At 32.3% G+C, this 22303-nt stretch carries 23 protein-coding genes; 18 read left to right on the forward strand and 5 right to left on the reverse strand.

Annotation, left to right across the window (positions count from 1 at the left end; translation table 11 throughout):
* Positions 1-26: 26 nt before the first annotated feature.
* The 4 genes from ACTU6T_RS06575 to ACTU6T_RS06590 are packed head-to-tail and all read left to right on the forward strand — an operon-like array spanning position 27 to position 4803.
* On the forward strand, positions 27-1142 hold the full coding sequence (locus ACTU6T_RS06575; RefSeq protein ID WP_460220443.1) for a glycosyltransferase: 1116 nt from the start codon (positions 27-29) through the stop codon (positions 1140-1142).
* A 1-nt stretch (position 1143) separates the two neighbouring features.
* Positions 1144-2442, forward strand: a complete 1299-nt coding sequence (locus ACTU6T_RS06580) for a UDP-glucose dehydrogenase family protein (protein WP_460220444.1) — start codon at positions 1144-1146, stop codon at positions 2440-2442.
* Positions 2443-2456: 14 nt separating this feature from the next.
* Positions 2457-3443, forward strand: coding sequence for a UDP-glucuronic acid decarboxylase family protein (locus ACTU6T_RS06585; protein ID WP_460220445.1), 987 nt, complete (start codon positions 2457-2459; stop codon positions 3441-3443).
* Position 3444: 1 nt separating this feature from the next.
* A complete protein-coding gene (locus ACTU6T_RS06590; RefSeq protein ID WP_460220446.1) occupies positions 3445-4803 on the forward strand; it encodes an undecaprenyl-phosphate glucose phosphotransferase in 1359 nt (452 codons plus the stop codon).
* Here the strand turns inward: ACTU6T_RS06590 and ACTU6T_RS06595 are convergent.
* Together ACTU6T_RS06595 and ACTU6T_RS06600 are read right to left on the reverse strand one after the other, a co-directional pair.
* Entirely contained in the window at positions 4800-5963 is a 1164-nt protein-coding gene (locus ACTU6T_RS06595) for a glycosyltransferase family 4 protein (RefSeq protein ID WP_460220447.1), read from the reverse strand. The two genes, ACTU6T_RS06590 and ACTU6T_RS06595, sit on opposite strands and share 4 nt — an antisense overlap.
* A complete protein-coding gene (locus ACTU6T_RS06600; protein ID WP_460220448.1) occupies positions 5960-7279 on the reverse strand; it encodes a phenylacetate--CoA ligase family protein in 1320 nt (439 codons plus the stop codon). The genes ACTU6T_RS06595 and ACTU6T_RS06600 overlap by 4 nt, the downstream gene beginning before the upstream one ends.
* Before the next feature lie 104 nt (positions 7280-7383).
* Between ACTU6T_RS06600 and purD the strand changes: the two genes are divergently transcribed.
* Positions 7384-8655, forward strand: a complete 1272-nt coding sequence (gene purD / locus ACTU6T_RS06605; protein ID WP_460220748.1) for a phosphoribosylamine--glycine ligase — start codon at positions 7384-7386, stop codon at positions 8653-8655.
* On the opposite strand, the gene ACTU6T_RS06610 is transcribed toward purD, so the two are convergent.
* Positions 8650-8877 carry a DUF6341 family protein gene (locus ACTU6T_RS06610; RefSeq protein ID WP_460220449.1) on the reverse strand — a complete coding sequence of 76 codons (228 nt, stop codon included), beginning with the start codon at positions 8875-8877 and terminating at the stop codon, positions 8650-8652. The two genes, purD and ACTU6T_RS06610, sit on opposite strands and share 6 nt — an antisense overlap.
* 114 nt (positions 8878-8991) lie before the next feature.
* On the opposite strand from ACTU6T_RS06610, the gene ACTU6T_RS06615 reads away from it, so the two are divergent.
* On the forward strand, positions 8992-9915 hold the full coding sequence (locus ACTU6T_RS06615) for a DUF6427 family protein (RefSeq protein WP_460220450.1): 924 nt from the start codon (positions 8992-8994) through the stop codon (positions 9913-9915).
* Here ACTU6T_RS06615 and upp read toward each other — a convergent pair.
* Positions 9904-10563 (reverse strand): uracil phosphoribosyltransferase, encoded by a 660-nt coding sequence (gene upp / locus ACTU6T_RS06620; RefSeq protein ID WP_460220451.1) that lies wholly within the window; start codon positions 10561-10563, stop codon positions 9904-9906. The genes ACTU6T_RS06615 and upp overlap by 12 nt on opposite strands.
* A 71-nt stretch (positions 10564-10634) precedes the next feature.
* Between upp and ACTU6T_RS06625 the strand changes: the two genes are divergently transcribed.
* Both ACTU6T_RS06625 and ACTU6T_RS06630 read left to right on the forward strand, forming a co-directional pair.
* The gene (locus tag ACTU6T_RS06625; protein WP_460220452.1) at positions 10635-11243 is read left to right on the forward strand and encodes a DUF4254 domain-containing protein; all 609 of its coding nucleotides are present in this window, start codon (positions 10635-10637) and stop codon (positions 11241-11243) included.
* Between the two features lie 102 nt (positions 11244-11345).
* Positions 11346-12365, forward strand: a complete 1020-nt coding sequence (locus ACTU6T_RS06630) for a glycosyltransferase family 9 protein (protein WP_460220453.1) — start codon at positions 11346-11348, stop codon at positions 12363-12365.
* 189 nt (positions 12366-12554) lie between these two features.
* Here the strand turns inward: ACTU6T_RS06630 and ACTU6T_RS06635 are convergent, their stop codons facing one another.
* Entirely contained in the window at positions 12555-13610 is a 1056-nt protein-coding gene (locus ACTU6T_RS06635; protein WP_460220454.1) for a 2Fe-2S iron-sulfur cluster-binding protein, read from the reverse strand.
* A gap of 147 nt (positions 13611-13757) precedes the next feature.
* Here ACTU6T_RS06635 and ACTU6T_RS06640 point away from each other — a divergent pair, with 147 nt between their 5' ends.
* From ACTU6T_RS06640 to atpH, 10 genes are all read left to right on the forward strand, one after another.
* Entirely contained in the window at positions 13758-15227 is a 1470-nt protein-coding gene (locus ACTU6T_RS06640) for a DUF5687 family protein (RefSeq protein ID WP_460220455.1), read from the forward strand.
* 11 nt (positions 15228-15238) lie between these two features.
* Entirely contained in the window at positions 15239-15946 is a 708-nt protein-coding gene (locus tag ACTU6T_RS06645) for an ABC transporter ATP-binding protein (RefSeq protein ID WP_460220456.1), read from the forward strand.
* Positions 15947-16071: 125 nt separating this feature from the next.
* Complete coding sequence (gene porW, locus ACTU6T_RS06650) at positions 16072-18642, forward strand: type IX secretion system periplasmic lipoprotein PorW/SprE (protein ID WP_460220457.1); 2571 nt, start codon at positions 16072-16074, stop codon at positions 18640-18642.
* 10 nt (positions 18643-18652) lie between these two features.
* Positions 18653-19105 (forward strand): bactofilin family protein, encoded by a 453-nt coding sequence (locus tag ACTU6T_RS06655; protein ID WP_460220458.1) that lies wholly within the window; start codon positions 18653-18655, stop codon positions 19103-19105.
* Positions 19029-19289 (forward strand): AtpZ/AtpI family protein, encoded by a 261-nt coding sequence (locus ACTU6T_RS06660; RefSeq protein ID WP_460220459.1) that lies wholly within the window; start codon positions 19029-19031, stop codon positions 19287-19289. Before ACTU6T_RS06655 ends, ACTU6T_RS06660 begins: the two co-directional genes overlap by 77 nt.
* A gap of 2 nt (positions 19290-19291) precedes the next feature.
* Positions 19292-19696 carry a DUF6168 family protein gene (locus ACTU6T_RS06665; RefSeq protein ID WP_460220460.1) on the forward strand — a complete coding sequence of 135 codons (405 nt, stop codon included), beginning with the start codon at positions 19292-19294 and terminating at the stop codon, positions 19694-19696.
* A gap of 68 nt (positions 19697-19764) precedes the next feature.
* Complete coding sequence (atpB, locus tag ACTU6T_RS06670) at positions 19765-20901, forward strand: F0F1 ATP synthase subunit A (RefSeq protein WP_460220461.1); 1137 nt, start codon at positions 19765-19767, stop codon at positions 20899-20901.
* 37 nt (positions 20902-20938) lie between these two features.
* Positions 20939-21163 (forward strand): ATP synthase F0 subunit C, encoded by a 225-nt coding sequence (gene atpE, locus ACTU6T_RS06675; protein WP_321234013.1) that lies wholly within the window; start codon positions 20939-20941, stop codon positions 21161-21163.
* Between the two features lie 81 nt (positions 21164-21244).
* Positions 21245-21745, forward strand: a complete 501-nt coding sequence (locus tag ACTU6T_RS06680; protein ID WP_460220462.1) for a F0F1 ATP synthase subunit B — start codon at positions 21245-21247, stop codon at positions 21743-21745.
* Positions 21746-21752: 7 nt separating this feature from the next.
* On the forward strand, positions 21753-22289 hold the full coding sequence (gene atpH / locus ACTU6T_RS06685) for an ATP synthase F1 subunit delta (protein ID WP_460220463.1): 537 nt from the start codon (positions 21753-21755) through the stop codon (positions 22287-22289).
* Positions 22290-22303 lie beyond the last annotated feature (14 nt).

Here is a 22303-nt window from a genome sequence, read left to right on the forward strand (position 1 = left end):
ACCTAGATGTTTTTGAGGATACAAAAATGAGGAAAGCATTAATTCATGATTGGTATTACATTAATGGTGGTGCTGAAAAAGTAATACACTCTCTCAATAATATCTGGGATGATTTTAACCACTATTCACTTGTTGATTTTTTAGAAGAAAATGATAGAGATTATATTTTAAATGGAAAAAACTCAAACGTAAGCTTTATTCAAAAACTACCAACAGCTAAATCTAACCATCGAAAATTCCTACAATTATTTCCATTAGCAATTGAACAATTTGATTTGAGTAAATATGACTTAATATTGTCTTCATCTGCCTCTATAGCAAAAGGAGTATTAACGACTCAAGACCAATTGCACATATGTTACTGTCATTCACCAATGAGATATGCGTGGGATTTGTATCATCAATATATTAGTGATTCTAAGCTAAAAAAAGGGATTAAAGGACTATATGCTAAATGGGTTTTAAGTAAAATTAGAATTTGGGATATATCAACAACCAATAGAGTAGATTATTTTGTAGCTAATTCAATGTATATAGCTAAGAGAATTAAAAAAATTTACAATAGAGATAGTGTGGTGATTTACCCTCCCGTTGATGTAAATGCCTTTGAGGTTGTAACAGACAAGGAAGATTATTATTTCACAGCCTCTAGAATGGTGCCCTATAAAAAAATGAAAATTATTGTAGAAGCATTTAATTTAATGCCAGAAAAAACACTTATTGTGGCAGGTGATGGGCCAGAGTTTAAGAGTATAAAAAAAATCGCGAATCCTAATATTATAATTAAAGGGTTTTTGAACTCTGACAACTTGAAAAAGCATATGCAAAAAGCTAAGGCTTTTGTTTTTGCAGCAAAAGAAGACTTTGGAATTATACCTGTTGAAGCGCAAGCCTGCGGAACTCCAGTTATTGCTTTTAATGAAGGAGGAGTTAGAGAAACAGTCGTTCATAAAAAAACAGGATATTTATATAATAAGCAACAGCCTCAAAATATAATAGAGGCCGTATGTAATTTTGAGAAAATAGATTTTGACCCTCTTTTTATTCGTCAAAACTCCATCAAATTTTCTAAAGAAAGGTTTGAAAAGGAAATGAAAGAGTTCGTTGAAGCTAAGTATAAAATATTTAAAGACAATAAATAAAATGAAAATATCAGTAATAGGTACGGGTTATGTGGGTTTAGTTACTGGTACTTGCCTTGCAGAAACTGGCAACGAAGTACTTTGTATAGATATCGATGAAAAGAAAATAGAACTCATGCAAAGCGGTGTTGTGCCGATATACGAACCGCATTTAGACGTTATATTTGACCGTAATATTAAAGCTAAAAGACTTAAATTTTCCACATCTTTAGCTGAAGGCTTAGAGCATGGAGATATTATATTCTTAGCACTTCCAACTCCAGAAGATGAAGATGGTTCTGCAGACTTAAAATATATTTTAGGTGTTGCAAAAAATATAGGAAAACTATTAAAGGGCTATAAAGTCATTGTAGATAAAAGCACAGTTCCAGTTGGCACATCAGATAAAGTAAGAAATGTTATTTCTAAAGAAACGAATATTGAATTCGATGTAGTGTCTAATCCAGAATTTTTAAGAGAAGGCTTTGCCGTTGATGATTTTTTGAAACCTGAACGCATTGTTATTGGTTCTAGTTCCGAAAAAGCTACAACACTAATGAAAAAATTGTATAAACCGTTTGTAAGATCGGGTAATCCAATTATAGTAATGGATGAACGTTCTGCCGAACTCACTAAATATGCTGCCAACTCATTTTTAGCAACTAAAATTACTTTTATGAATGAGATTGCTAACTTTTGTGAAAAAGTTGGTGCAGATGTTGACAAGGTCAGAGTAGGAATGGGAACAGATTCTCGAATTGGGAAGCGTTTTTTATTTCCAGGTATTGGTTACGGTGGTTCTTGCTTCCCAAAAGATGTAAAAGCATTGCAAAAATCGGGAAAAGATAATGGTTATGAGTTCAATATTTTGAAATCTGTTATAGAAGTTAATGATGCTCAAAAGAAAATATTAATCCCTAGAATAGAAGCCTATTTTAAAGGTGATTTAAAGAACAAAACATTTAGTATTTGGGGGCTGGCATTCAAGCCAGAAACCGATGATATCAGAGAAGCTCCAGCTTTATATATAATAGATGAACTATTGAGTCGTGGAGCTTCCATTAAGGTGTTTGATCCAGAGGCGATGGTAAACGTCGAAAAAAAGTTTGGAAATGAGTTGTACTATGCTCAAAACATGTATAATGCCATCGAAGATACGGATGCTTTGATTATATGTACAGAATGGAGTATATTTAGAACACCAGATTTTAATAAATTGAAATCAAAAATGAAGAACGCTGTCATTTTTGACGGACGTAATTTATACGATATAAATGATGTTAAAAATGAAGGCTTTTTTTATTCGTCAATTGGAAGATAGTTATTGAGTATTTAATGAAAAATATATTAATTACAGGAGCTGCAGGGTTTTTAGGTTCTCATTTATGTGATCGTTTTATATTAGAAGGCTATCATGTCATTGGTATGGATAATTATATCACTGGAGATAAACGTAATTTAGAGCATTTAGATACTAATCCTAATTTTGAATTTATAGAACATGATGTGACCAAACACATTTCTATCGAAAAAAAAATAGATTATATTTTACATTTCGCCTCACCAGCAAGCCCAATAGATTATTTAAAAATCCCTATTCAAACACTTAAAGTTGGGTCCTTAGGAACTCATAACCTTTTAGGATTGGCTAAAGCTAAAAAAGCTAGATTACTTATAGCTTCAACTTCAGAAGTTTATGGAGACCCATTAGTACACCCGCAAACAGAAGACTATTACGGTAATGTAAATACCATTGGGCCAAGAGGTGTGTATGATGAGGCTAAACGCTTTCAGGAGTCAATAACAATGGCCTATCATAGGGTTCATGGTTTAGAGACTAGAATTGTGCGCATATTTAATACATATGGACCAAGAATGCGATTAAACGATGGTAGAGTGATTCCTGCATTTATGGGCCAAGCCTTAAGAGGGGAGGATTTAACTGTTTTTGGTGATGGTTTACAAACACGATCGTTTTGTTATGTTGATGATCAAGTAGAAGGAATTTATAAATTGCTACTAAGCGAGTATGCTTATCCTGTTAATATAGGTAATCCACATGAAATATCAATTCGTGATTTTGCTGAAGAAATCATCGAGTTAACAAACACCAAGCAAAAGGTAATCTACAAGGACTTACCCATAGATGATCCGATGCAAAGGCGACCAGATATCACTTTAGCTAAAAAGCTATTAGGTTGGGAACCTAAAGTGAATAGAACTGAAGGGATGAAAAAAACATTTGAATATTTTAAGAGCTTACCTCGAGAAGATTTATTTAAAAGAGATCATAGAGATTTTTCAAAACACATAAAAGCGTAAATTGAGTTTATTTAAACAAGGGAGGTATTCAGGTTATTTAAGACCTATTTCATACTTAATTGACTTAAGTGTCATTAATAGTACAGCTATTTTATATTTTTTTAAAAGCCTTGATCCAGTAATATTCATCGCATTTACTTCAATTTCTTGGATTACAATATCAGTGTATTCTAAATTTTATGAAGTGTACAGGTATACCAGAGAACTTAAAATCTTATCACTTATTTTGACCCAAATGGTATTGTTTACTTTAGTGATTTTTGCCTTTTCAGGGTATTATCATAATTTAAACATTTATCCCATTACCATATTTAAATATGTGTTTTGTGTGTTTGTCGGGGTTGCATTTTTCAAATACACTGTCTATTATCTACTGCAAAAATACAGAGTGTCTTTTGGGGGAAACTTTAGAAGAACTGTGATTTTTGGAGCCAATAAAAAAACAAGAGCTCTAGAAACATTTTTTAACAAAAACCCAGAATATGGCTATGTCCATTTAAAGACATTTAGTTTTAAAGAAGGTAGAAAAACTAACTTGAAAGAGTGTTTTGACTATATCAACGAGGAAGATATTGATGAATTGTACTGCTCTATTTCAGAGTTAACAAATGGACAGATTAGCGACATTGTTGATTTCGCAGATAATAATTTAAAGATTTTAAAATTCCTTCCCGATAATAAAGAAATCTATTCTAAAAAACTGAAATATGAGTATTATGATTATATTCCAATCTTATCATTAAGAAACATTCCTCTAGAAGATTCTTTTAATATGGTTATTAAGAGAACTTTCGATATTGTATTTTCAAGTTTAGTTATTATATTCATATTATCTTGGCTTACACCTATAATAGCCATATTGATAAAACTGGAGTCTAAAGGACCTATATTTTTTAAACAATCTAGAAACGGATTTAATTATAGAGAGTTTGATTGTTATAAATTTAGATCTATGACCCCAAATGAAGATGCACATATTTATCAAGCTACTAGAGGTGATCAACGTATTACAAAAGTTGGTAAATTCATTCGTAAAACAAGCATTGATGAATTGCCTCAGTTTTTTAATGTGCTTTTTGGAGACATGTCTGTAGTAGGACCAAGACCACATATGGTAAGCCACACAAATATGTATGCAAAAAGAATTGATAAATTTATGGTGAGACATTTTGTTAAACCGGGCATTACTGGTCTTGCTCAAGTAAGTGGATATAGAGGAGAAGTTGAAAGCGATAAAGATATTATAGGCCGTGTAAAGTATGATATTTTTTATATAGAAAATTGGTCTTTATTGTTAGATTTAAAAATCATAACACAAACGTTTTCGAATGCCATAAAAGGTGAAGATAAAGCCTATTAAAGAAGTTGCTTTAATCGATTTAATTGCTCTTTAAAACTAAAGCTTGAAATAGCAATATCTTGAATTTTTCTTCTTTGGTCTTCAGAAATATGTTTGGATTTAATTTGAGAAACCACACGATTGAGATCATTATAATCGCCAGCATTTGCAATCCAGCCCAATTCATGTTTTGTAATAATATGTTCTCCTTCTCCACCACCAAAGTATACCATTGGCAAGCCCAAACGTGCATATTCGAATATTTTTGAAGGAACGCTTCCATAAATCCGGTTCAATAATGGGATAATTGTAATATCATACAACATCAATTCTTGATGTAGTTTCTCTCTTGTAACTCGACCATGAAAAAAAATGGATTTTTCAGGATGTTCTAATATATAACGTTCAATTTTTTCTTGTTCAGCACCCGAACCATATATGTGCAATTCGACATTATAAAAATCTAGTTCATTACATAATTTATAAATACCTTGAGCAATACCTAAAAGTCCAGCATATACAATTTTAAGTGGCTTTTGAGAGGTGTATGTAGAAATGTTAGGAGGGTTGAAATCAGGATAATTACGATATAAAAATGTCTGTTTATTTGGATAAATTGAGGAGATATGTGCTAGAATTTCTTCACTTTGTCCTAAAACCAATCGTGCTTTTTTATAATTATAACGTTCTATTTTTTCTAATAAGCCATAACTAAAATTCTTTTTGAATGCGCCTAGCTCTAATCCAGCGATTGGCCACAAATCACTTATGTTTAATGTCAGGTTTCTTGATTTATGATTTAAAAAAAGCATGCAAGTAAACGCAACTAGCAATGGAGGAGATTGTACAATAACCGTTTTTGGAATTTTGTTCCACATAAAAAACCAAATCAGACTAAAACTATAAGACAACATAGCAATTAAACGTAGTGCTTTATTTTTAGAATTGCTAGCATAAATCCAAAGACGATTAATTGTAATATTATGCTCACTAGATACGTGCTTAAATTTACCGCGATAGTCTTTAAATATTTTTCCCGTGGGATAATTAGGTAAAGGTGTTAATACTGTAACATTAAATCCAGTATTCTGCAAGCCTTTAGCCAACTGAAACATCCTATTAGAGGCTGCTCCAATTTCTGGAGGGAAATAACTAGTTATGATTAAAACCTCCTTACTCATGATGCATCGGTTATATAAGATGTAAATTGTTTGAGTTTACCACTTTTTGAACGCTGTAATTGATTTTGTCGTTCAAACGAAATTGTAAGACCCTTCTCTAAATACCGCTCCATTTCATCAGTAATAACCCTAATTTTATCTTCAGATATGACGACATCACAGACATATTTAATTTTAAAATGATGTTTTTCTAATTGTTCAATTATAAACTCTTTCACGTTGCCATCGTCTTCAATAATACGTTTAGTAATATAATAAAATGTGAGGCCAGCAGCTTTTTTCCCACTAGGTAAAATAGCAATATCATTAGTTCTTCCTATTAGTTTTTCTAAGACAGGAACTCTAATTGTGCTGTCTTTAGAAAGTATTCCAATATCACCAATATCGTATCTGATAAAGGGATGAGCTTTGTTGTAAAGTGATGTAATAACTATACGACCTTCCTCACCATAAGGTAAAGGTTGATTATTAGAATCTAACACTTCTACAAATATGGTTTCGCTATTAACTTGCCATTTAGAATTTGGGTTTTGAAACGCAATTAAGTCGAGTTCAGAAGCTCCATACTCATTAATAATAGGGACTCCAAAATAATGTTCCATTAAAATTTTGTCTTTGTCAAATAACATTTCTGAAGTAACAATGCAAGCTTTTAAGGATGGACAAATCGCTTTTAAATTGAGTTGTTCGCGTTCTAGAAATTTTGCGAACTGAACAATCGAACTAGTATATCCATTGATATAATCAAAGGCTGTTGTTTTAAACCTTTTTAAATGTTGTTGGAATGCAGTATCACTTAAATCGAAAACCGAAAACCGAAAACGCTTACTCAAATGATCTTTAAAACGCTCTTTAAAATAGCCTTTTTTATCTAAAGGAATTCCATAAAATCGTGCTTGCTTTGACGTATTAAAATCTAATCCAAACCAACCAAATCTATTCTGAATAACAGCCCAAGTCATAGCATGACAGAACTTGTCTTTTGCAAAAATAAACGGGTCACCTGAGGACCCAGAAGTTTTATTAATATAAACTTTTTTTGAACTATATCCTTTAGAAAGCCTTTCCTCTAAAGGTAATTGCAAATCTCGCTTAGTCATGATTGGGATACTATTCCAATCTTCAGCATTAATTTGCTGCGCTAAAGATCTATAATAGTTATTGAATTCTAAATGGTAAGTGACAATGTCTTTTTTCTTTTGATTGATTTCGGATACGAAGTCGGCATCACTTTTACTTTGTATTGCAGACAAGGTTTTCTTTGCCTTTTCTAAAGGGTAGCCATTGAGTCGTAGTGAAGCATCAAAAAGGTTCAAAAAGAGAGAGTTTGTATTTATTGTAAAGTAAAGAAAAAAAAGTCTTGTTGCGAAGTTTACTTAAACCCTAAAAACAATTATTTTTGCGCAAACAAACTGAAGTCATGACAATTTTAATTCTTGGTTCTGGAGGAAGAGAACATACATTCGCTTGGAAAACGAAACAAAGTCCTTTATGTGACAAGCTTTTTGTAGCACCTGGTAATTCTGGAACTGCAGAAATAGCAACAAATGTAGCTATTAATGTAACCGATTTTGAAGCCATTAAAACCTTGGTTTTAGACGAAGCTATAGCTATGGTTGTGGTAGGCCCTGAAGATCCATTAGTACAAGGTATACATGATTTCTTTTTAAATGATGACCAACTTAAGCATGTTGCAGTAATTGGCCCACAGAAGGCAGCAGCCGAATTGGAAGGAAGCAAAGAATTTGCAAAAGAATTTTTATTTAGACATGATATTCCAACTGCAGCATACCAAAGTTTTGACGCTAGTACTGTGGATAAGGGTTGTGATTTTTTAGAAACTCTAAACCCTCCCTATGTACTCAAAGCTGATGGCTTAGCGGCAGGTAAAGGTGTTTTGATTTTAAATGACTTAGATGAAGCTAAAACCGAATTAAAGCATATGCTTGTAGATGCTAAATTTGGTGACGCTAGCTCAAAAGTGGTTATCGAAGAATTTTTAGATGGCATAGAACTAAGCTGTTTCGTTTTAACCGATGGTACACATTATAAAATTTTACCCACAGCTAAAGATTATAAACGAATTGGAGAAGGGGATACTGGTTTAAACACTGGAGGAATGGGAGCTATCTCACCTGTACCTTTTGCAACCGATAGTTTTTTGAATAAAATTGAAGAACGTATTGTGAAACCTACAATTAATGGTTTGCAACAAGATAATTTGCCATATAAAGGATTTGTATTTATTGGATTAATCAAAGTAGGTGACGATCCTAAAGTGATCGAGTATAATGTTAGAATGGGTGATCCAGAAACCGAAGTCGTTTTACCAAGACTTAAAAATGATATTGTTGAGGTGTTTAAGGCCATTTCTGAAGGACGTCTCAATGAAATTGATATCGAAATTGATGAACGTGCAGCTACAACCGTAATGTTAGTATCAGGAGGTTATCCCGAAGCTTATGAAAAAGGCAAGGTGATTACAGGATTACAACACATAGAAGGATCTATTCCATTTCACGCTGGAGCAAAGATTAGTGATGGTAAAATTGTAACCTCTGGAGGTCGAGTTATGGCCATAACGTCATATGGAAACACCTATCAAGAAGCTATAAAAAAATCTTATCAAAATATAGACAAACTACATTTTGATAAGATGAATTATCGAAAGGATATTGGTTTCGATTTATAAGTAAGAGTGAGAAGAAATACTTTTATCCTCCTCATTATTGTCATTGTATTTTTTAAGTTGAAGCATCCAATACACCATAGCTATGATACCAATGATGATAAAAATCCATGACATCATGTTGGCTGTCCACCAGTTTTCAAGCTCTAATGCTCTTAAAGCATCAAAAGGAGCAAATAATACATTAACAAATAAATCTTGTATTGCGTAAAAAAAGTCTTTCATTATAGCGATATTTTTAGAATCTCGTAATGAGCTTCAAAGGTATAATCATATATTTACAGTGCAAAACTACGTATTTTTTTCATTTTAAAATAGTAAAGCAACAAAAGCATAAGCATGATTTCAAATTTTTTTAGTAAATCAAAACCAATTCATTATATCGTGGTGAGTCTAATGCTACTTCTTGTATTTATACTAACACGATTGAACATATATAATGAGGTACCAGACATTTATATTTTTTTAAAACAAATCGCATTATTTTTGATATGCTTATTTTCTGTTTTCGTTTTTGATTTTTTTGTAACTCGAAATAGTTTAACCCAAAAAAACAGCTATAATATTGTTCTTTTTGTGTTATACTTTGCGATTTTACCCCAAACCATACTGAACTCAAAAATTCTTGTTGCAAACCTGTTTATTTTGTTAGCATTAAGACGAATCATTAGCCTGAGAACTCAAAAAGACATTAAAAAAAAACTATTTGATGCCTCATTTTGGATTGCTATTGCAACCTTATTCTATTTTTGGTCAGCGGTCTTTTTTGTTCTCATTTTTATAGCCTTGCTAACATACGCTATCACAGACTTAAAGAACTATATTATTCCGGTAATAGGAGTTGCAACAGTATTGGTTATGGCTATATCTTATCTTATTATTATGGATATGGACATTTTAAATTTTGTAAGTAATATTTTTAATTACAGCCTAGATTACAGTGCATTAAATTCGAAACAAATTATTGTTGGCTCTACTTTATTGTTGTCTTTTGGGCTTTGGTCATTATTCTATTACATTAAAAACATTAAGGCTAAAATGAAAAGCTATAGACCGTCTTTTAAATTGATAATTATAATGGCAATTATAGCACTTATTATCGTTGTGGTTGCTCCTGAAAAAAACGGAAGTGAATTTATTTTTCTATTTGCTCCTTTATCAATAATTATGACTAATTACCTTGAAGTGATTTCAGAAAAATGGTTCAAGGAAACTTTGCTTTGGGTTATTATTATAACACCTATAGCATTATTAATGCTGTAGTTTTTTTCCGAAAGCTAAATCACCCGCATCACCCAATCCAGGAATTATATAGCCTTTGTTACTTAATGTTTTGTCAATAGCTGCAATCCATAAATGTGTATCTTTTCCGAAGTGATTATTCACAAAATTAACACCGTCTTGAGCACCAATAACACTAACTAAATGAATATTTTTAGGTGTTCCAAAAGGTTTTAATGCTTCAAATGTAGCCACCATTGATTGTCCTGATGCCAACATTGGGTCGGCAAGGATAAGTGTTTTCCCTTCCAAGCTAGGACAAGCCAAATACTCAACAATAATTTCAAAGGTTTCAGGGTTGTCTTTATGATGTCTGTAAGCAGAAATAAAAGCATTCTCAGCGTTATCAAAATAATTAAGTAACCCACTATGCAAGGGCACACCTGCTCTTAATATAGAACACAACACAATATCATCTGTATAAAGCTGAGTCTCACTTTCACCTAAAGGCGTTCTAATTATCTTACCTGTATAGTCAAGTGTTTTGCTCATCTCATAACACAGTATTTCACCAATACGTTCTATATTTCGTCTAAAGCGCATACGGTCAGTTTGAATTTGTACATCTCTTATTTCAGAAACAAAAGAATTTAAAATAGAATTATCTAATGATAAATTATGAATGTGCATGTGTAGTCATCTGTTTTTAGCGAGTTAAAGTTAATAATAACTTCTATATTTGCACTTTAAAATCACAGATTATGTTTTCAGAGAACGCAAATAAAATTTTTCAGGATGTTATAGAAAAATATCATGTTATTAATACGGTTGATCAACCTTTTACTAATATATATGATAAAAACTCCAATTTATTAGAACATTTACTATATAGAAAGTGTTGGATTGATACAGTTCAATGGCATTATGAAGATATTATTCGCGACCCTCAAATTGATCCAGTAGCAGCATTAAAATTAAAACGACAGATTGATGCATCTAATCAGGATCGAACGGATATGGTTGAATACATTGATAGTTTTTTTCTTGAGAAGTATAAGGACGTAACTCCAAAATCTGATGCTACCATAAATACCGAAAGCCCTGCGTGGGGAATTGATAGGCTATCTATTTTAGCACTTAAAATTTATCATATGAACGAGGAAGCTACTCGTGAGGATGCTTCTGAGACACATAAAGCAGCGTGTCAGAAAAAATTAGATATTTTATTAGAACAACGCGTTGATTTGTCTACTGCAATAGATACTTTATTATCAGACATAAGTGAAGGGGATAAGTATATGAAAGTATATAAGCAGATGAAAATGTATAATGATGATGAGCTTAATCCAGTATTAAGAAGTCAGAAATAAAATACCTTTTACGAATTTTCGGTCAATTTTATATATACGACCATAAAAAGGTGATGCACTTGAAAACACTTTTATAATATTGAGTGTACCAAGAGTAATAGTATGCCAAAACCAAAACACATCCTTGTTATCCGTCTCTCTGCAATGGGCGACGTTGCAATGACTGTTCCTGTATTACGTACATTAGCAACCCAATACCCTAACGTTAAACTTACTGTGTTAACGAGGTCTTTTTTTAAGCCTTTTTTTAGAGACATTCCTAATGTTCAAGTTTTTGAGGCAGATATTACGAATAAACATAAAGGGATAATAGGTCTCTGGAGATTATCTAAACAGCTTAAAGCCTTAAAATTTGATGCAGTAGCCGATTTACATAATGTGTTACGCAGTAATATTTTAAAATTCTTTTTCTTCGGAAAAAAGGTGATCCAAATTGATAAAGGACGACAAGAAAAAAAAGCGTTAATAAACGGACAATCTTTCTGCCAACTGAAATCGACACATCAACGTTATGCCGACGTTTTTGATCAATTGGGATATAACCTAAATTTAGACAACCCAGTATTTCCCCCCAAAGCCAACTTAGATTCTAAATATTTAAAACATATTGGAAGTGATACTTTACCATGGATTGGCGTTGCTCCATTTGCAGCGTTTAATGGAAAAATGTATCCCATAGACTTAATGCAATTAGTAATCGAACAACTTTCAAAATCCTATAAAATAATTTTGTTTGGTGCAGGCAATGATGAAGCAAAGACACTTAACATTATTGCTGACCAAAATCCAAATGTGGTAAGTATTGCAGGTGAATTTTCTATGGATGAAGAATTAGATATTATTTCAAATCTTGATCTTATGCTATCTATGGATTCTGGAAATGCTCATTTAGCTGCAATGCTTGGCGTAAACGTGATTACTATTTGGGGTGTTACGCATCCATATGCAGGTTTTTTACCGTTTAATCATTCAATGGATTCTACAGTTCTATCTGACCGAAACCAATATCCCAAAATTCCTACCTCAATCTATGGTAACAAGATGCCTGAAGATTATCAAAACGCTATGCGTTCAATTACTCCAAAGCAAATTATAGAGAAGGTTAATTCAGCTTTAAAATAAAAAAGCCTCATTCCAGAAGAATGAGGCAAGATTTAGAATTTTTAGATAATCCCTAATGATTAAATTCAAATCTAGAACGAATTTATTTTGATTAATATTAGCTATCAAGAATTTGTAAGAATATCTTCGAGATTTTCGATAAAGTGCTGATTATTACGACTAAAGACAATTAATTTAGATGACCTGTAATTATACATCATCATAATCAACTACAATTGTTGGAGTTGTAGGATGTGCTTGACAAGTTAAAACTAATCCTTCGGCTAATTCACCATCTGTTAAAATATTGTTCTGACGCATTGTAGCTTTTCCTTCAGTAATTCTCGCAATACAACTACTGCAAATCCCTCCTTGGCAAGAATAAGGCGCATCAATATCTTCGTCTAAAGCAGCTTCTAAAACGGTTTGCTTTTGTGACATCTCAAAAGATGAGGTTTCATCATCTAATAATATCGTAATTTTAGTACGACCATCTGCAATATCTGTTGACTCAATTTCGGCTGGTTTAGCTGCTTTGAATAACTCATAATGTATGCGGTCTTCATCAATTTGATGTTCGGTTAGTACATCTTTTACAGTGTAAATCATGCCTTCCGGACCACATAGATAAAAGGCATCTACTTCGATATCTTTATGTTTGTTTTTCATGACATAATTTACCGTACTCTTTTCAATACGACCAAATAATGCATTGTCTTCGTCAGCTTGACTAAATACAAATTGAATGGAAAAACGACTACTATATTTATGTTGAAGCTCTAAGAGTTCATTTAAAAACATGGTGTCTTTGGTAGTTTTGTTTCCATAAACCAAAATGACCTTACTGTAAACTTCCTCTTCTAAAGCACACTTAATAATACTTAGTATAGGCGTGATTCCACTACCTGCAGCAAAAGCAGCAATGTTTTTTGTCTTAGAGTCATTAGGGTTAAATACAAAACGGCCTTTAGGTGGAGCTACTTCTAAAACATCTCCAACGTTCAATTTGTTGTTAGCAAATGCTGAAAATGTACCATCTATTACTTCTTTTACGGCAACTTTTAATTCTCCACTTTTTGGAGACGAGCAGAGCGAATAATCACGACGAATGTCATTACCATTAATTATAGTTTTTAATGTTATATACTGACCCGCTTGAAATTTAAAGTTGTCTTTTAAATTATCAGGAACCTCAAAACTTATGGTTACAGCTTTTTCGGTTTCTTTTTTTATGTTTTTTATGGTGAGATTATGAAATTGTGACATCTAATTATTTTTATACAAAAATAAGAAATCGATCTAGGAAATGTATTTTAGGTGTAACAAAAAGAGGTTAAGACGTACTAACAGTTCATATTACTACCAAACATTAGCACAAATCATCCAATAATGTCTAAAAACTAACCATATAATATGAAAATCAAACATTTTTTAAATCTAGAATGGAAACAGTTTTTTCGTTCGGCTAATTTTGGAAAAAGTTTAGCAATAAAAATATTTATGGGGTTCATGGCTTTATATTTCATAGTCATTTTCCTGTTTCTTGGAGTATTTCTACATAAGATTTTGAAAAAGATTTTTCCTGAAATTGATCCAATTGTAGTAGTCAATAATTACTTGGTTTACTGGGTATTGTTTGAGCTGATATTTCGATATTTTATGCAGAAACTTCCAGTTTTAAATATAAAGCCATTATTGATTTTGCCAATTTCGAGACATAAGATTACAAATTATGTTTTAACCAAATCTGCACTATCTTCTTTCAATGTTATGTCGCTCTTTTGGATTGTTCCATTTTGTATCACCTTATTAGTTAAAGACTATCCTGTTGCAAATGTTTTGGCTTGGTTTATCTCATTAATTTCAATTGTGTTAACGATAAACTTTTTAAATTTTTTAATTAATAAGAAAAATGCTTACTTCTTTTCAATTTTAGGGGCTTTAATTCTAGCTATTGGTTTAGAGTATTTTAAAATTGTAGAAGTGTCTACTATTTTTGGTAAAGCATTTAATATACTTTATAACAACCCTATTTTAGCCTTAATTCCTATAGCATTATTAGTGGTAACATACGTTCTAAATTATAAAAACCTAAGGGGAATTCTATTTTTGGATGCATCTCTCAAACAGAAGACTGAAGAAGCCAAAACGCAAGATTTAGCTTGGACTAATCGTTTCGGTGAAATGGCGCCATTTTTACAACTAGATTTGAAACTTATTTGGAGAAACAAACGACCTCGAATGACCGTTTTTATTTCAATACTTTTTTTACTTTATGGACTTTATTTTTACACACAAGATTCGTTATTCAAATTCCCAGTAGTTTTAGTAATTGCAGGAATTTTTATTACTGGTATATTCCTTTCGAATTTTGGGCAGTTTATACCTTCTTGGGATAGTTCATATTATAGTATGATGATGTCTCAAAATATTCCATTAAGAAAATATTTAGATTCAAAAGCTGGGCTTATCACATTTAGCGTGGTTGTTTTGTTTTTATTATCGATTCCATACGTATATTTTGGATGGGAAGTATTAGCTCTAAATTTTGCATGCGCTTTATATAATATTGGAGTTAATATACCAATGGTACTTTTGGTGTCTTCTATGAACAAAAAGCGTATTGATTTGGAGAAAAGTCCAATGATGAATACACAAGGCATGAGTGCCGCACAATGGATAATTGTCTTGCCTTTTTTAGGCCTACCTATGTTAGTTTACCTTATCCCTTATTTAATTTTTAACCAACTTATAGCTACAATTGTATTAGGTGTTATTGGTGTTCTGGGGGTAGTATTTAGAAACTTTTTTATGAATAAAATCACTGAAATATATCGTTCCAAAAAGTACGCAATGGTTGCAGGGTTTAAAGAACAAAATTAAATAACAATAACATGATAATAACTTCAAATCTTTCAAAGAAATATAGTGGCAACACTGTTTTAAATATAGATAATTTAGAAATTCCATCAGGCCAAAGTTTTGGACTTGTAGGAAATAATGGTGCTGGGAAAACCACCTACTTTAGTTTACTTCTCGATTTAATTCAACCTACTTCGGGGTTTATAAAAAACAATGATATATTGGTTCATGATAGTGAAGATTGGAAACCATTTACATCTTCATTTATTGACGAAAGTTTTCTTATCGGTTATTTAACACCAGAAGAATATTTTTATTTTATTGGGGATTTAAGACAACAAAACAAGGCAGATGTTGACGCTCTATTGGCTCAATTCGAAGACTTTTTCCATGGTGAAATTCTCGGTCAGAAAAAGTACCTGCGAGATCTTAGTAAAGGAAACCAGAAAAAAGCAGGAATAGTAGCTGCCCTCATTGGAAATCCTGAGGTTATTATTTTAGATGAGCCGTTTGCAAATCTAGATCCTACAACCCAAATACGCTTAAAAGGAATTATTAAAGACTTAGCAGAAAAGAGAGGCGTTACTGTTTTAGTGTCTAGTCATGACCTTTTACATGTTACAGATGTATGTGAACGTATTGTTGTTTTGGAAAAAGGTGAAGTTGTTAAAGATCTGGCAACCAATGCTGCAACACTTAAAGAGTTAGAGGCTCATTTTTCAGGCTCAGAGCTAGTATAAAGCCTTGCTATATATCTAAAAACCTGCCATTTTTCGGCTATAATTCAAAAAGATGCTTATTTTTACAGCACTACATAATATATGTAGTTGAATTTAGTTATAATACTTACAAAAAACTAAACCACTTGAATACATCTTTTAAAGTCTTTATATCGCTGTTTTGTATTACGATTGCCTTCACAAGTTGCTCTCGTAAAAAAGATACATTTATCAATAGAAACTTTCATGCCTTAGGGACAAAATATAATATTCTTTACAATGGAAATATTGCCTTAGAAAAAGGAAGAGAAACTGTTGATAATGCTGCAACTGATAACTTCTGGGAATTACTTCCTATAGAACGTATGCAGGTCACAGACGAAATTATACTTCCAGGGCAATCTAAAAACCAAGATTTTGAACGTGCCGAAGAAAAAGCAATCAAAGCAGTTCAAAAACATGGAATGAACATCAAAGGAAAGGAATACAACCCTCAAATTGATGAGGCTTATTTACTTTTAGGTCAAGCACGTTATTTCGACCAACGTTTTGTTCCTGCATTAGAAGCCTTTAATTATATTTTGTATAAATACCCAGCCAGTGATAAAATTAATACCGCAAAGGTTTGGAGAGAAAAAGCTAATATCCGATTAGAAAATAACGAATTAGCAATTGAAAACTTAAAACGCTTGCTTGAAGACGAAGAGCTCGAAGATCAAGATTTAGCTGACGCTACATCAATTTTAGCTCAAGCTTACCTTAACATAAAAGCTAAAGATAGCGCCTTAGCGCAATTAGCTATAGCGGCAGAGTTTACAAAGAAAAAGAAAGAAACAGCACGTTTTAATTACATTATTGGGCAATTATACAACGAGTTTGGCCATAAGGATAGTGCTAATATTGCTTTTGATAAAGTAATAGACATGCATCGTAAAATTCCTAGACCGTATTACATCAATGCACATTTAGCAAAATCATTCAATTTTGATATGGATAATGGAAATCAAGTGGAGTTTCTTGACTATCTTACAGATTTGGAAGAAGATCGTGAAAATCGTCCTTTTTTAGATAAAATCTATTATCGTATTGCAGAATTTCATAGAGCAAACGAAGACGATTCTCTTGCTGTAGCCTATTACAATAAGTCTTTAAGAACTAATTTAGGGGATAAAGAACTTCAAGCCAGAGATTATGCTACACTTGGAGATATGAGTTTTGATGTGGCAGAATATAAAATGGCTGGAGCATATTATGATAGTACAATGACTAATATGAAACTTAACTCTAAACCCTATCGTGTTATCAAACGAAAACGTGAAAATTTAGAAGATGTTATTTATTATGAAGATGTAGCTCAAATTAATGATAGTATACTAAGATTGGTTAATTTTTCTGAAACGGATAGGTTGGCATATTTCAAAACATACACAGATGAGTTAAAAGCCATTGCTGAAGCTGAAAAAGAAAAAGCTGAAGCCGAAGAGCGACGAAATTCTAGTTCTGGTCAACAGCAATTTAGAAGTAATAACGCAGCTGCTAGTGAAAAATCTGGTAGAGCAAATCCAAATGCGCTAGGCGGTAATGCAAGTCAGGAGTTTTACTTTTATAACCCAACAACTGTAGCCTACGGTAAAAATGAATTTGTTAAGATTTGGGGGAATAGAGAACTCCAGGATAATTGGAGATTATCTGATAAAGGAACAAGAAATAATTCTGTTTTACAAACAACAGATGTTGCAGCAAATGCTTCTGAAGATGAACGTTTTGATCCAGAATTTTACATTGCTAAGATTCCGTCAGATCAGAAGGTTATTGACAGCATTGCTAAAGATCGCAATTATGCATATTATCAATTAGGAGTTATTTACAAAGAGAAGTTTAGAGAGTACCAATTGGCGAAAACCAAATTGGAAACATTACTTGAAAACAACCCTGAAGATCGTTTGATTTTACCATCAAAGTATAATTTGTATAAAATTTATGAGGAGTTAGGCTTGTCGTCAAAAGCCAATGCAATGAAAGAAGATATCATTGGTAATTATCCTGAATCTAGATATGCTCAAATTATATTAAATCCGAAATCAGAATTAGAAAAAGACGAAAACAGCCCAGAAAGTATTTATGAAGGCTTGTTTGAAGATTTTGGGGCGCAAAAGTATGCTCACGTGGTACAAAAAGCAGACGATTATATCACGCAGTTTGAAGGAGATCCTATTGTTCCTAAGTTTGAAATTCTAAAAGCATCAGCTAATGGAAGATTAAAAGGGTTTGAGGCCTATAAAAAAGGCGTTAATTTTATTGCGCTAACTTATCCAAACTCTGAAGAAGGTAAGAAAGCTAAAGAGATACTTGAAAATGTTATTCCAATATTAGCAAAAAAGGAATTTGTTGATAATGATAGTGCTAAGCATTTTAATGTATTGTATCCATTCAGTAATGATGAAAAAGACGAAATTGAAGAGTTTGTCGCACAATTGGATGATGCTATTTCCAAAGTGAATTACTTTGACCTATCTACCTCAATTGATTTCTATGATGCAAATACAACATTTGTAGTTGTTCATGGCTTAACAAGTATTCAAGGAGCTTCAGGATTTGCTGAAATTCTCAAAGAAAATAAAAACAAAATTGACCGCAACTTTTATTCAATTTCTTCGCCTAACTACGAAATTGTACAACGACATAAGAATATTAACGAATACTTAGAATCTCAATAAATTTAGACCTATGTTTTCAGATAAAAAAACAGGACGTATGGCTTCAGACACAATTTCACATCAAAACACAATTGCTAAAGGCACTGTAATTACAGGAGATATTATTAGCGATGGCGATTTCAGGATTGAAGGATCAATTCAAGGAAATATTAAAACACCTGGAAAGGTTGTTGTTGGTAAAACAGGAATTATTAACGGCACTTTAAAGAGCGCAAATGCTGATATTGAAGGTAGGTTTTCAGGAAAATTAATGTTATCTGATACTTTATCCTTAAAATCATCTGCTCATGTAGAAGGTGAAGTTGAGGTGGGGAAACTCGCTGTTGAGCCAGGAGCAACATTCAATGCCACATGTTTAATGAAAGGCTCACGTAAAGAAATGACTAATGCAGCAACAGGACAACAACAAACCATCCTCCAAAAACCGCAAAGACCAAACCCAGAAAAAGGACAAACCTCTTAAGAATTGGGCTGTTTTTTCTGGAATAGGGATTCAAATGGCCATCACCATTTTTTTAGGCAACCTTCTTGGTGTTTGGCTAGATAAACAATGCTCTACTACTTTTCTTGAAGAAACAATTACACTAATAGCTATATTTTTGTCGATGTATATCGTAATAAGAGCGGTAAATAATTTTAATAAATAATAATGACAAAACTCGTATTAATTTATATTGGGTTGTTTTTAGCTGTTATTTTTGGAGCGTATATGGTTCATACAAACGTATTTGTTGATTTCGCTAGCTCATCTCCAATACAATTAGAAGCACTCTATGGGTTTCATACAGTATTTACATTTTTACTCACTTTATCCTTATCATTACTACTATTTAATAATAAGTTTAAAGATCAAATAGGCTTCTTGTATTTGGCAAGTATGGTCTTAAAGCTGTTATTGTTCTGTATTATTTTTAAAAAGTATATTTTTAACGATAACTCATTTACAAATATCGAAAGCTTTAATATATTGATTCCCATGCTTTTAGCTTTGTTTTTTGAAATGCTTTTCTTGTCTAAATTATTAAATAATTTTGACGCACTAAAAAACGACTAAAAAGATATTTTAGTCCAAAAATAATACCTATATTTGCGCCGAATTTCAGACATCCTATTTGGAACACTATGAAAGAAACAAAATTAAGATTAGTAACTAAACTAATTTCGGCTTTAACGCTTGCGCTTGTAGTATCATTTTCGGCATTCGCAGAGGATTCAGATAGTAAGCAGCATAACAATCACGAAGCTAATCCTGTGAATACTTCTGAAGAAGTTACAGACTATATTAAACATCACGTTAAAGATTCACACGACTTTCATTTATTTGACTATTATTCTAATGGAGAGCAACATGCAGTTGGGTTTCCTTTGCCAGTAATTCTTTGGGGAGAAAATGGGTTGAGTATGTTTATGTCTTCTGCATTTCATCATGATGACAATGGTAAAACTATTGTTGAGAAAGGTGATAGTAGATTTGTGAAATTACACGGTAAAATTTATGAATTGAATGCAGGTGAAACTGCTGTTAAATTTGATGAAGCTCATCATCCAATCAATGCATCGAAGCCTTTTGATTTGTCAATTACCAAAAGTGTTTTTGGAATTATCTTAATTGGTGTTTTAATGTTTATTTGGTTTGGTGGTTTAGCGCGTCAGTATAAAAAGAATGCTGTGCCTAAAGGTTTTGGAAGAGTATTAGAACCATTAGTGATTTATGTTAGAGATGAAATCGCTAAACCTAATATTGGCCCAAAATACAGGAAGTTTACAGGATATTTAATGACTGTTTTCTTTTTCATCTGGATTTTGAACTTAATGGGTTTAACACCATTTGGATTTAATGTAACTGGGCAATTAGCGGTAACAGCTGCGCTAGCAATTTTTACATTAGTCATTTATTTGGCGTCTGGTAATGCACATTTCTGGAGTCATCAGTTATGGATGCCAGGAGTTCCATATTTATTAAGACCATTATTGGCTATTATCGAATTAGCAGGAACATTAATCATTAAGCCTTTTTCACTCATGGTGCGTTTGTTTGCTAATATCACAGCAGGACATATTGTAGTTATGAGTTTGATTGCTATCGGAATTACAATGCAAAAGGATATGACGGCATTTGGCTCAACGACATTATCATTAGTATTATCATTATTTATTACACTTATTGAAGTGTTAGTTGCTTTTCTTCAAGCTTACATCTTTACAATGCTATCAGCATTATTTATTGGTATGGCTGTTGAAGAAGGAGAGCATCATTAATAGAGAATTTTTTTTTTAACTATATATATATTTAATTATGGCATTAGCAATGTTACAAGAAGCAACTTCATTAGTTCCTAATTTAGTAGGTGCAGGATTAATCGTAATCGGTGCAGGTATAGGATTAGGTCAAATTGGTAGAGGTGCTATGGAAGGTATCGCTCGTCAGCCTGAGGCAACTAACAAAATTCAAACTGCAATGATTATTATTGCAGCTCTTTTGGAAGGTCTTGCGTTCGCAGCTATTTTCTTAGGAAAATAATCCTTAAAATTTCATTTTCCTGCAACGGTTGGTTGCAGGAAAATGATAACAAAAAATTAAACTTTTATAAGACATATATAAATGGAACAATTACTTGAAAATTTTTCACTTGACTTATTTGTAAAACAAACAGTATTATTTCTAATTCTGATTTTTATAATGGTCAAGTTTGCATGGAAACCAATTCTAAAGGCATTAAATGATAGAGAAGAAGGAATTCAAGATGCTTTAGATGCTGCTGCAAATGCTAAGAAAGAAATGGAAAACCTTCAGGCAGATAACCAGAAACTACTTCAAGAAGCTAGAGTTGAGCGTGAAGCAATGCTTAAAGAGGCTCGTGATATCAAAAACAAAATGATAGAAGACGCTAAAGATGAAGCAAGAGTTGAAGCTGGTAAATTGGTTGAGCAAGCTCGTGCATCTATTGAGACTGAAAAGAAAGCGGCTATTGCAGATTTAAAATCTCAAGTAGCAAACTTATCTATTGATATTGCAGAAAAAGTAGTTCGTGACGAATTATCTAACAAAGACAAACAAATCAAATTAGTAGAGTCGATGTTAAATGACGCAACACTAAACTAAAAGTATCATGGCAGGAACAAGAGCAGCAATACGTTATGCAAAAGCAATTTTAAGCTTGGCTTCAGATAGAAAAGAAGCCGATGCTGTAAATAGTGATATGAAGACTGTTGCTAATATAATTTCAGAAAATAACGAATTGAGCTTAATGCTTAAGAGCGCTGTTGTTAAATCTGAAGATAAAACCGCTATACTTGCAAAAGTATTTTCAGGCTTAAACCCTATTAGTTCTGAGTTATTTAAGCTTTTAGCGAGTAATAAACGTCTTGAAATCTTAGAAGCAACTGCGGCTAAATATTGTGAACTTTACGATGAAATGAATGGTAAAGAAAAAGCAACAGTAACAACTGCTGTAGCTATGAACAATGATTTAGAAATCAAAGTGTTAGCTAAAATTAAAGAATTGACTAATAAGTCAGTAGAATTAGAAAACATTGTAGATGAAAGCATATTAGGTGGTTTTATTTTACGTGTTGGAGATACTGAATACAACGCAAGTATCTCAAATAAATTGAATACTTTAAAGAGAGAATTTACATTAAACTAACCCCAAGCATAAGC

Source organism: Psychroserpens citreus, from assembly GCF_055686305.1.

What these genes read in the sequence shown, in the direction of transcription:
- ACTU6T_RS06575 (WP_460220443.1), top strand. Translation starts at nt 27, where the DNA reads ATGAGGAAAGCATTAATTCATGATTGGTATTACATTAATGGTGGTGCT.
- ACTU6T_RS06595 (WP_460220447.1), bottom strand. Translation starts at nt 5,963, where the DNA reads ATGAGTAAGGAGGTTTTAATCATAACTAGTTATTTCCCTCCAGAAATT.
- ACTU6T_RS06680 (WP_460220462.1), top strand. Translation starts at nt 21,245, where the DNA reads ATGGAACAATTACTTGAAAATTTTTCACTTGACTTATTTGTAAAACAA.
- atpH (WP_460220463.1), top strand. Translation starts at nt 21,753, where the DNA reads ATGGCAGGAACAAGAGCAGCAATACGTTATGCAAAAGCAATTTTAAGC.
- ACTU6T_RS06645 (WP_460220456.1), top strand. Translation starts at nt 15,239, where the DNA reads ATGATAATAACTTCAAATCTTTCAAAGAAATATAGTGGCAACACTGTT.
- purD (WP_460220748.1), top strand. Translation starts at nt 7,384, where the DNA reads ATGACAATTTTAATTCTTGGTTCTGGAGGAAGAGAACATACATTCGCT.
- ACTU6T_RS06640 (WP_460220455.1), top strand. Translation starts at nt 13,758, where the DNA reads ATGAAAATCAAACATTTTTTAAATCTAGAATGGAAACAGTTTTTTCGT.
- upp (WP_460220451.1), bottom strand. Translation starts at nt 10,563, where the DNA reads ATGCACATTCATAATTTATCATTAGATAATTCTATTTTAAATTCTTTT.
- ACTU6T_RS06615 (WP_460220450.1), top strand. Translation starts at nt 8,992, where the DNA reads ATGATTTCAAATTTTTTTAGTAAATCAAAACCAATTCATTATATCGTG.
- atpE (WP_321234013.1), top strand. Translation starts at nt 20,939, where the DNA reads ATGGCATTAGCAATGTTACAAGAAGCAACTTCATTAGTTCCTAATTTA.
- ACTU6T_RS06655 (WP_460220458.1), top strand. Translation starts at nt 18,653, where the DNA reads ATGTTTTCAGATAAAAAAACAGGACGTATGGCTTCAGACACAATTTCA.
- ACTU6T_RS06625 (WP_460220452.1), top strand. Translation starts at nt 10,635, where the DNA reads ATGTTTTCAGAGAACGCAAATAAAATTTTTCAGGATGTTATAGAAAAA.
- ACTU6T_RS06580 (WP_460220444.1), top strand. Translation starts at nt 1,144, where the DNA reads ATGAAAATATCAGTAATAGGTACGGGTTATGTGGGTTTAGTTACTGGT.
- ACTU6T_RS06630 (WP_460220453.1), top strand. Translation starts at nt 11,346, where the DNA reads ATGCCAAAACCAAAACACATCCTTGTTATCCGTCTCTCTGCAATGGGC.
- ACTU6T_RS06635 (WP_460220454.1), bottom strand. Translation starts at nt 13,610, where the DNA reads ATGTCACAATTTCATAATCTCACCATAAAAAACATAAAAAAAGAAACC.
- atpB (WP_460220461.1), top strand. Translation starts at nt 19,765, where the DNA reads ATGAAAGAAACAAAATTAAGATTAGTAACTAAACTAATTTCGGCTTTA.
- ACTU6T_RS06585 (WP_460220445.1), top strand. Translation starts at nt 2,457, where the DNA reads ATGAAAAATATATTAATTACAGGAGCTGCAGGGTTTTTAGGTTCTCAT.
- ACTU6T_RS06610 (WP_460220449.1), bottom strand. Translation starts at nt 8,877, where the DNA reads ATGAAAGACTTTTTTTACGCAATACAAGATTTATTTGTTAATGTATTA.
- ACTU6T_RS06660 (WP_460220459.1), top strand. Translation starts at nt 19,029, where the DNA reads ATGCAGCAACAGGACAACAACAAACCATCCTCCAAAAACCGCAAAGAC.
- ACTU6T_RS06665 (WP_460220460.1), top strand. Translation starts at nt 19,292, where the DNA reads ATGACAAAACTCGTATTAATTTATATTGGGTTGTTTTTAGCTGTTATT.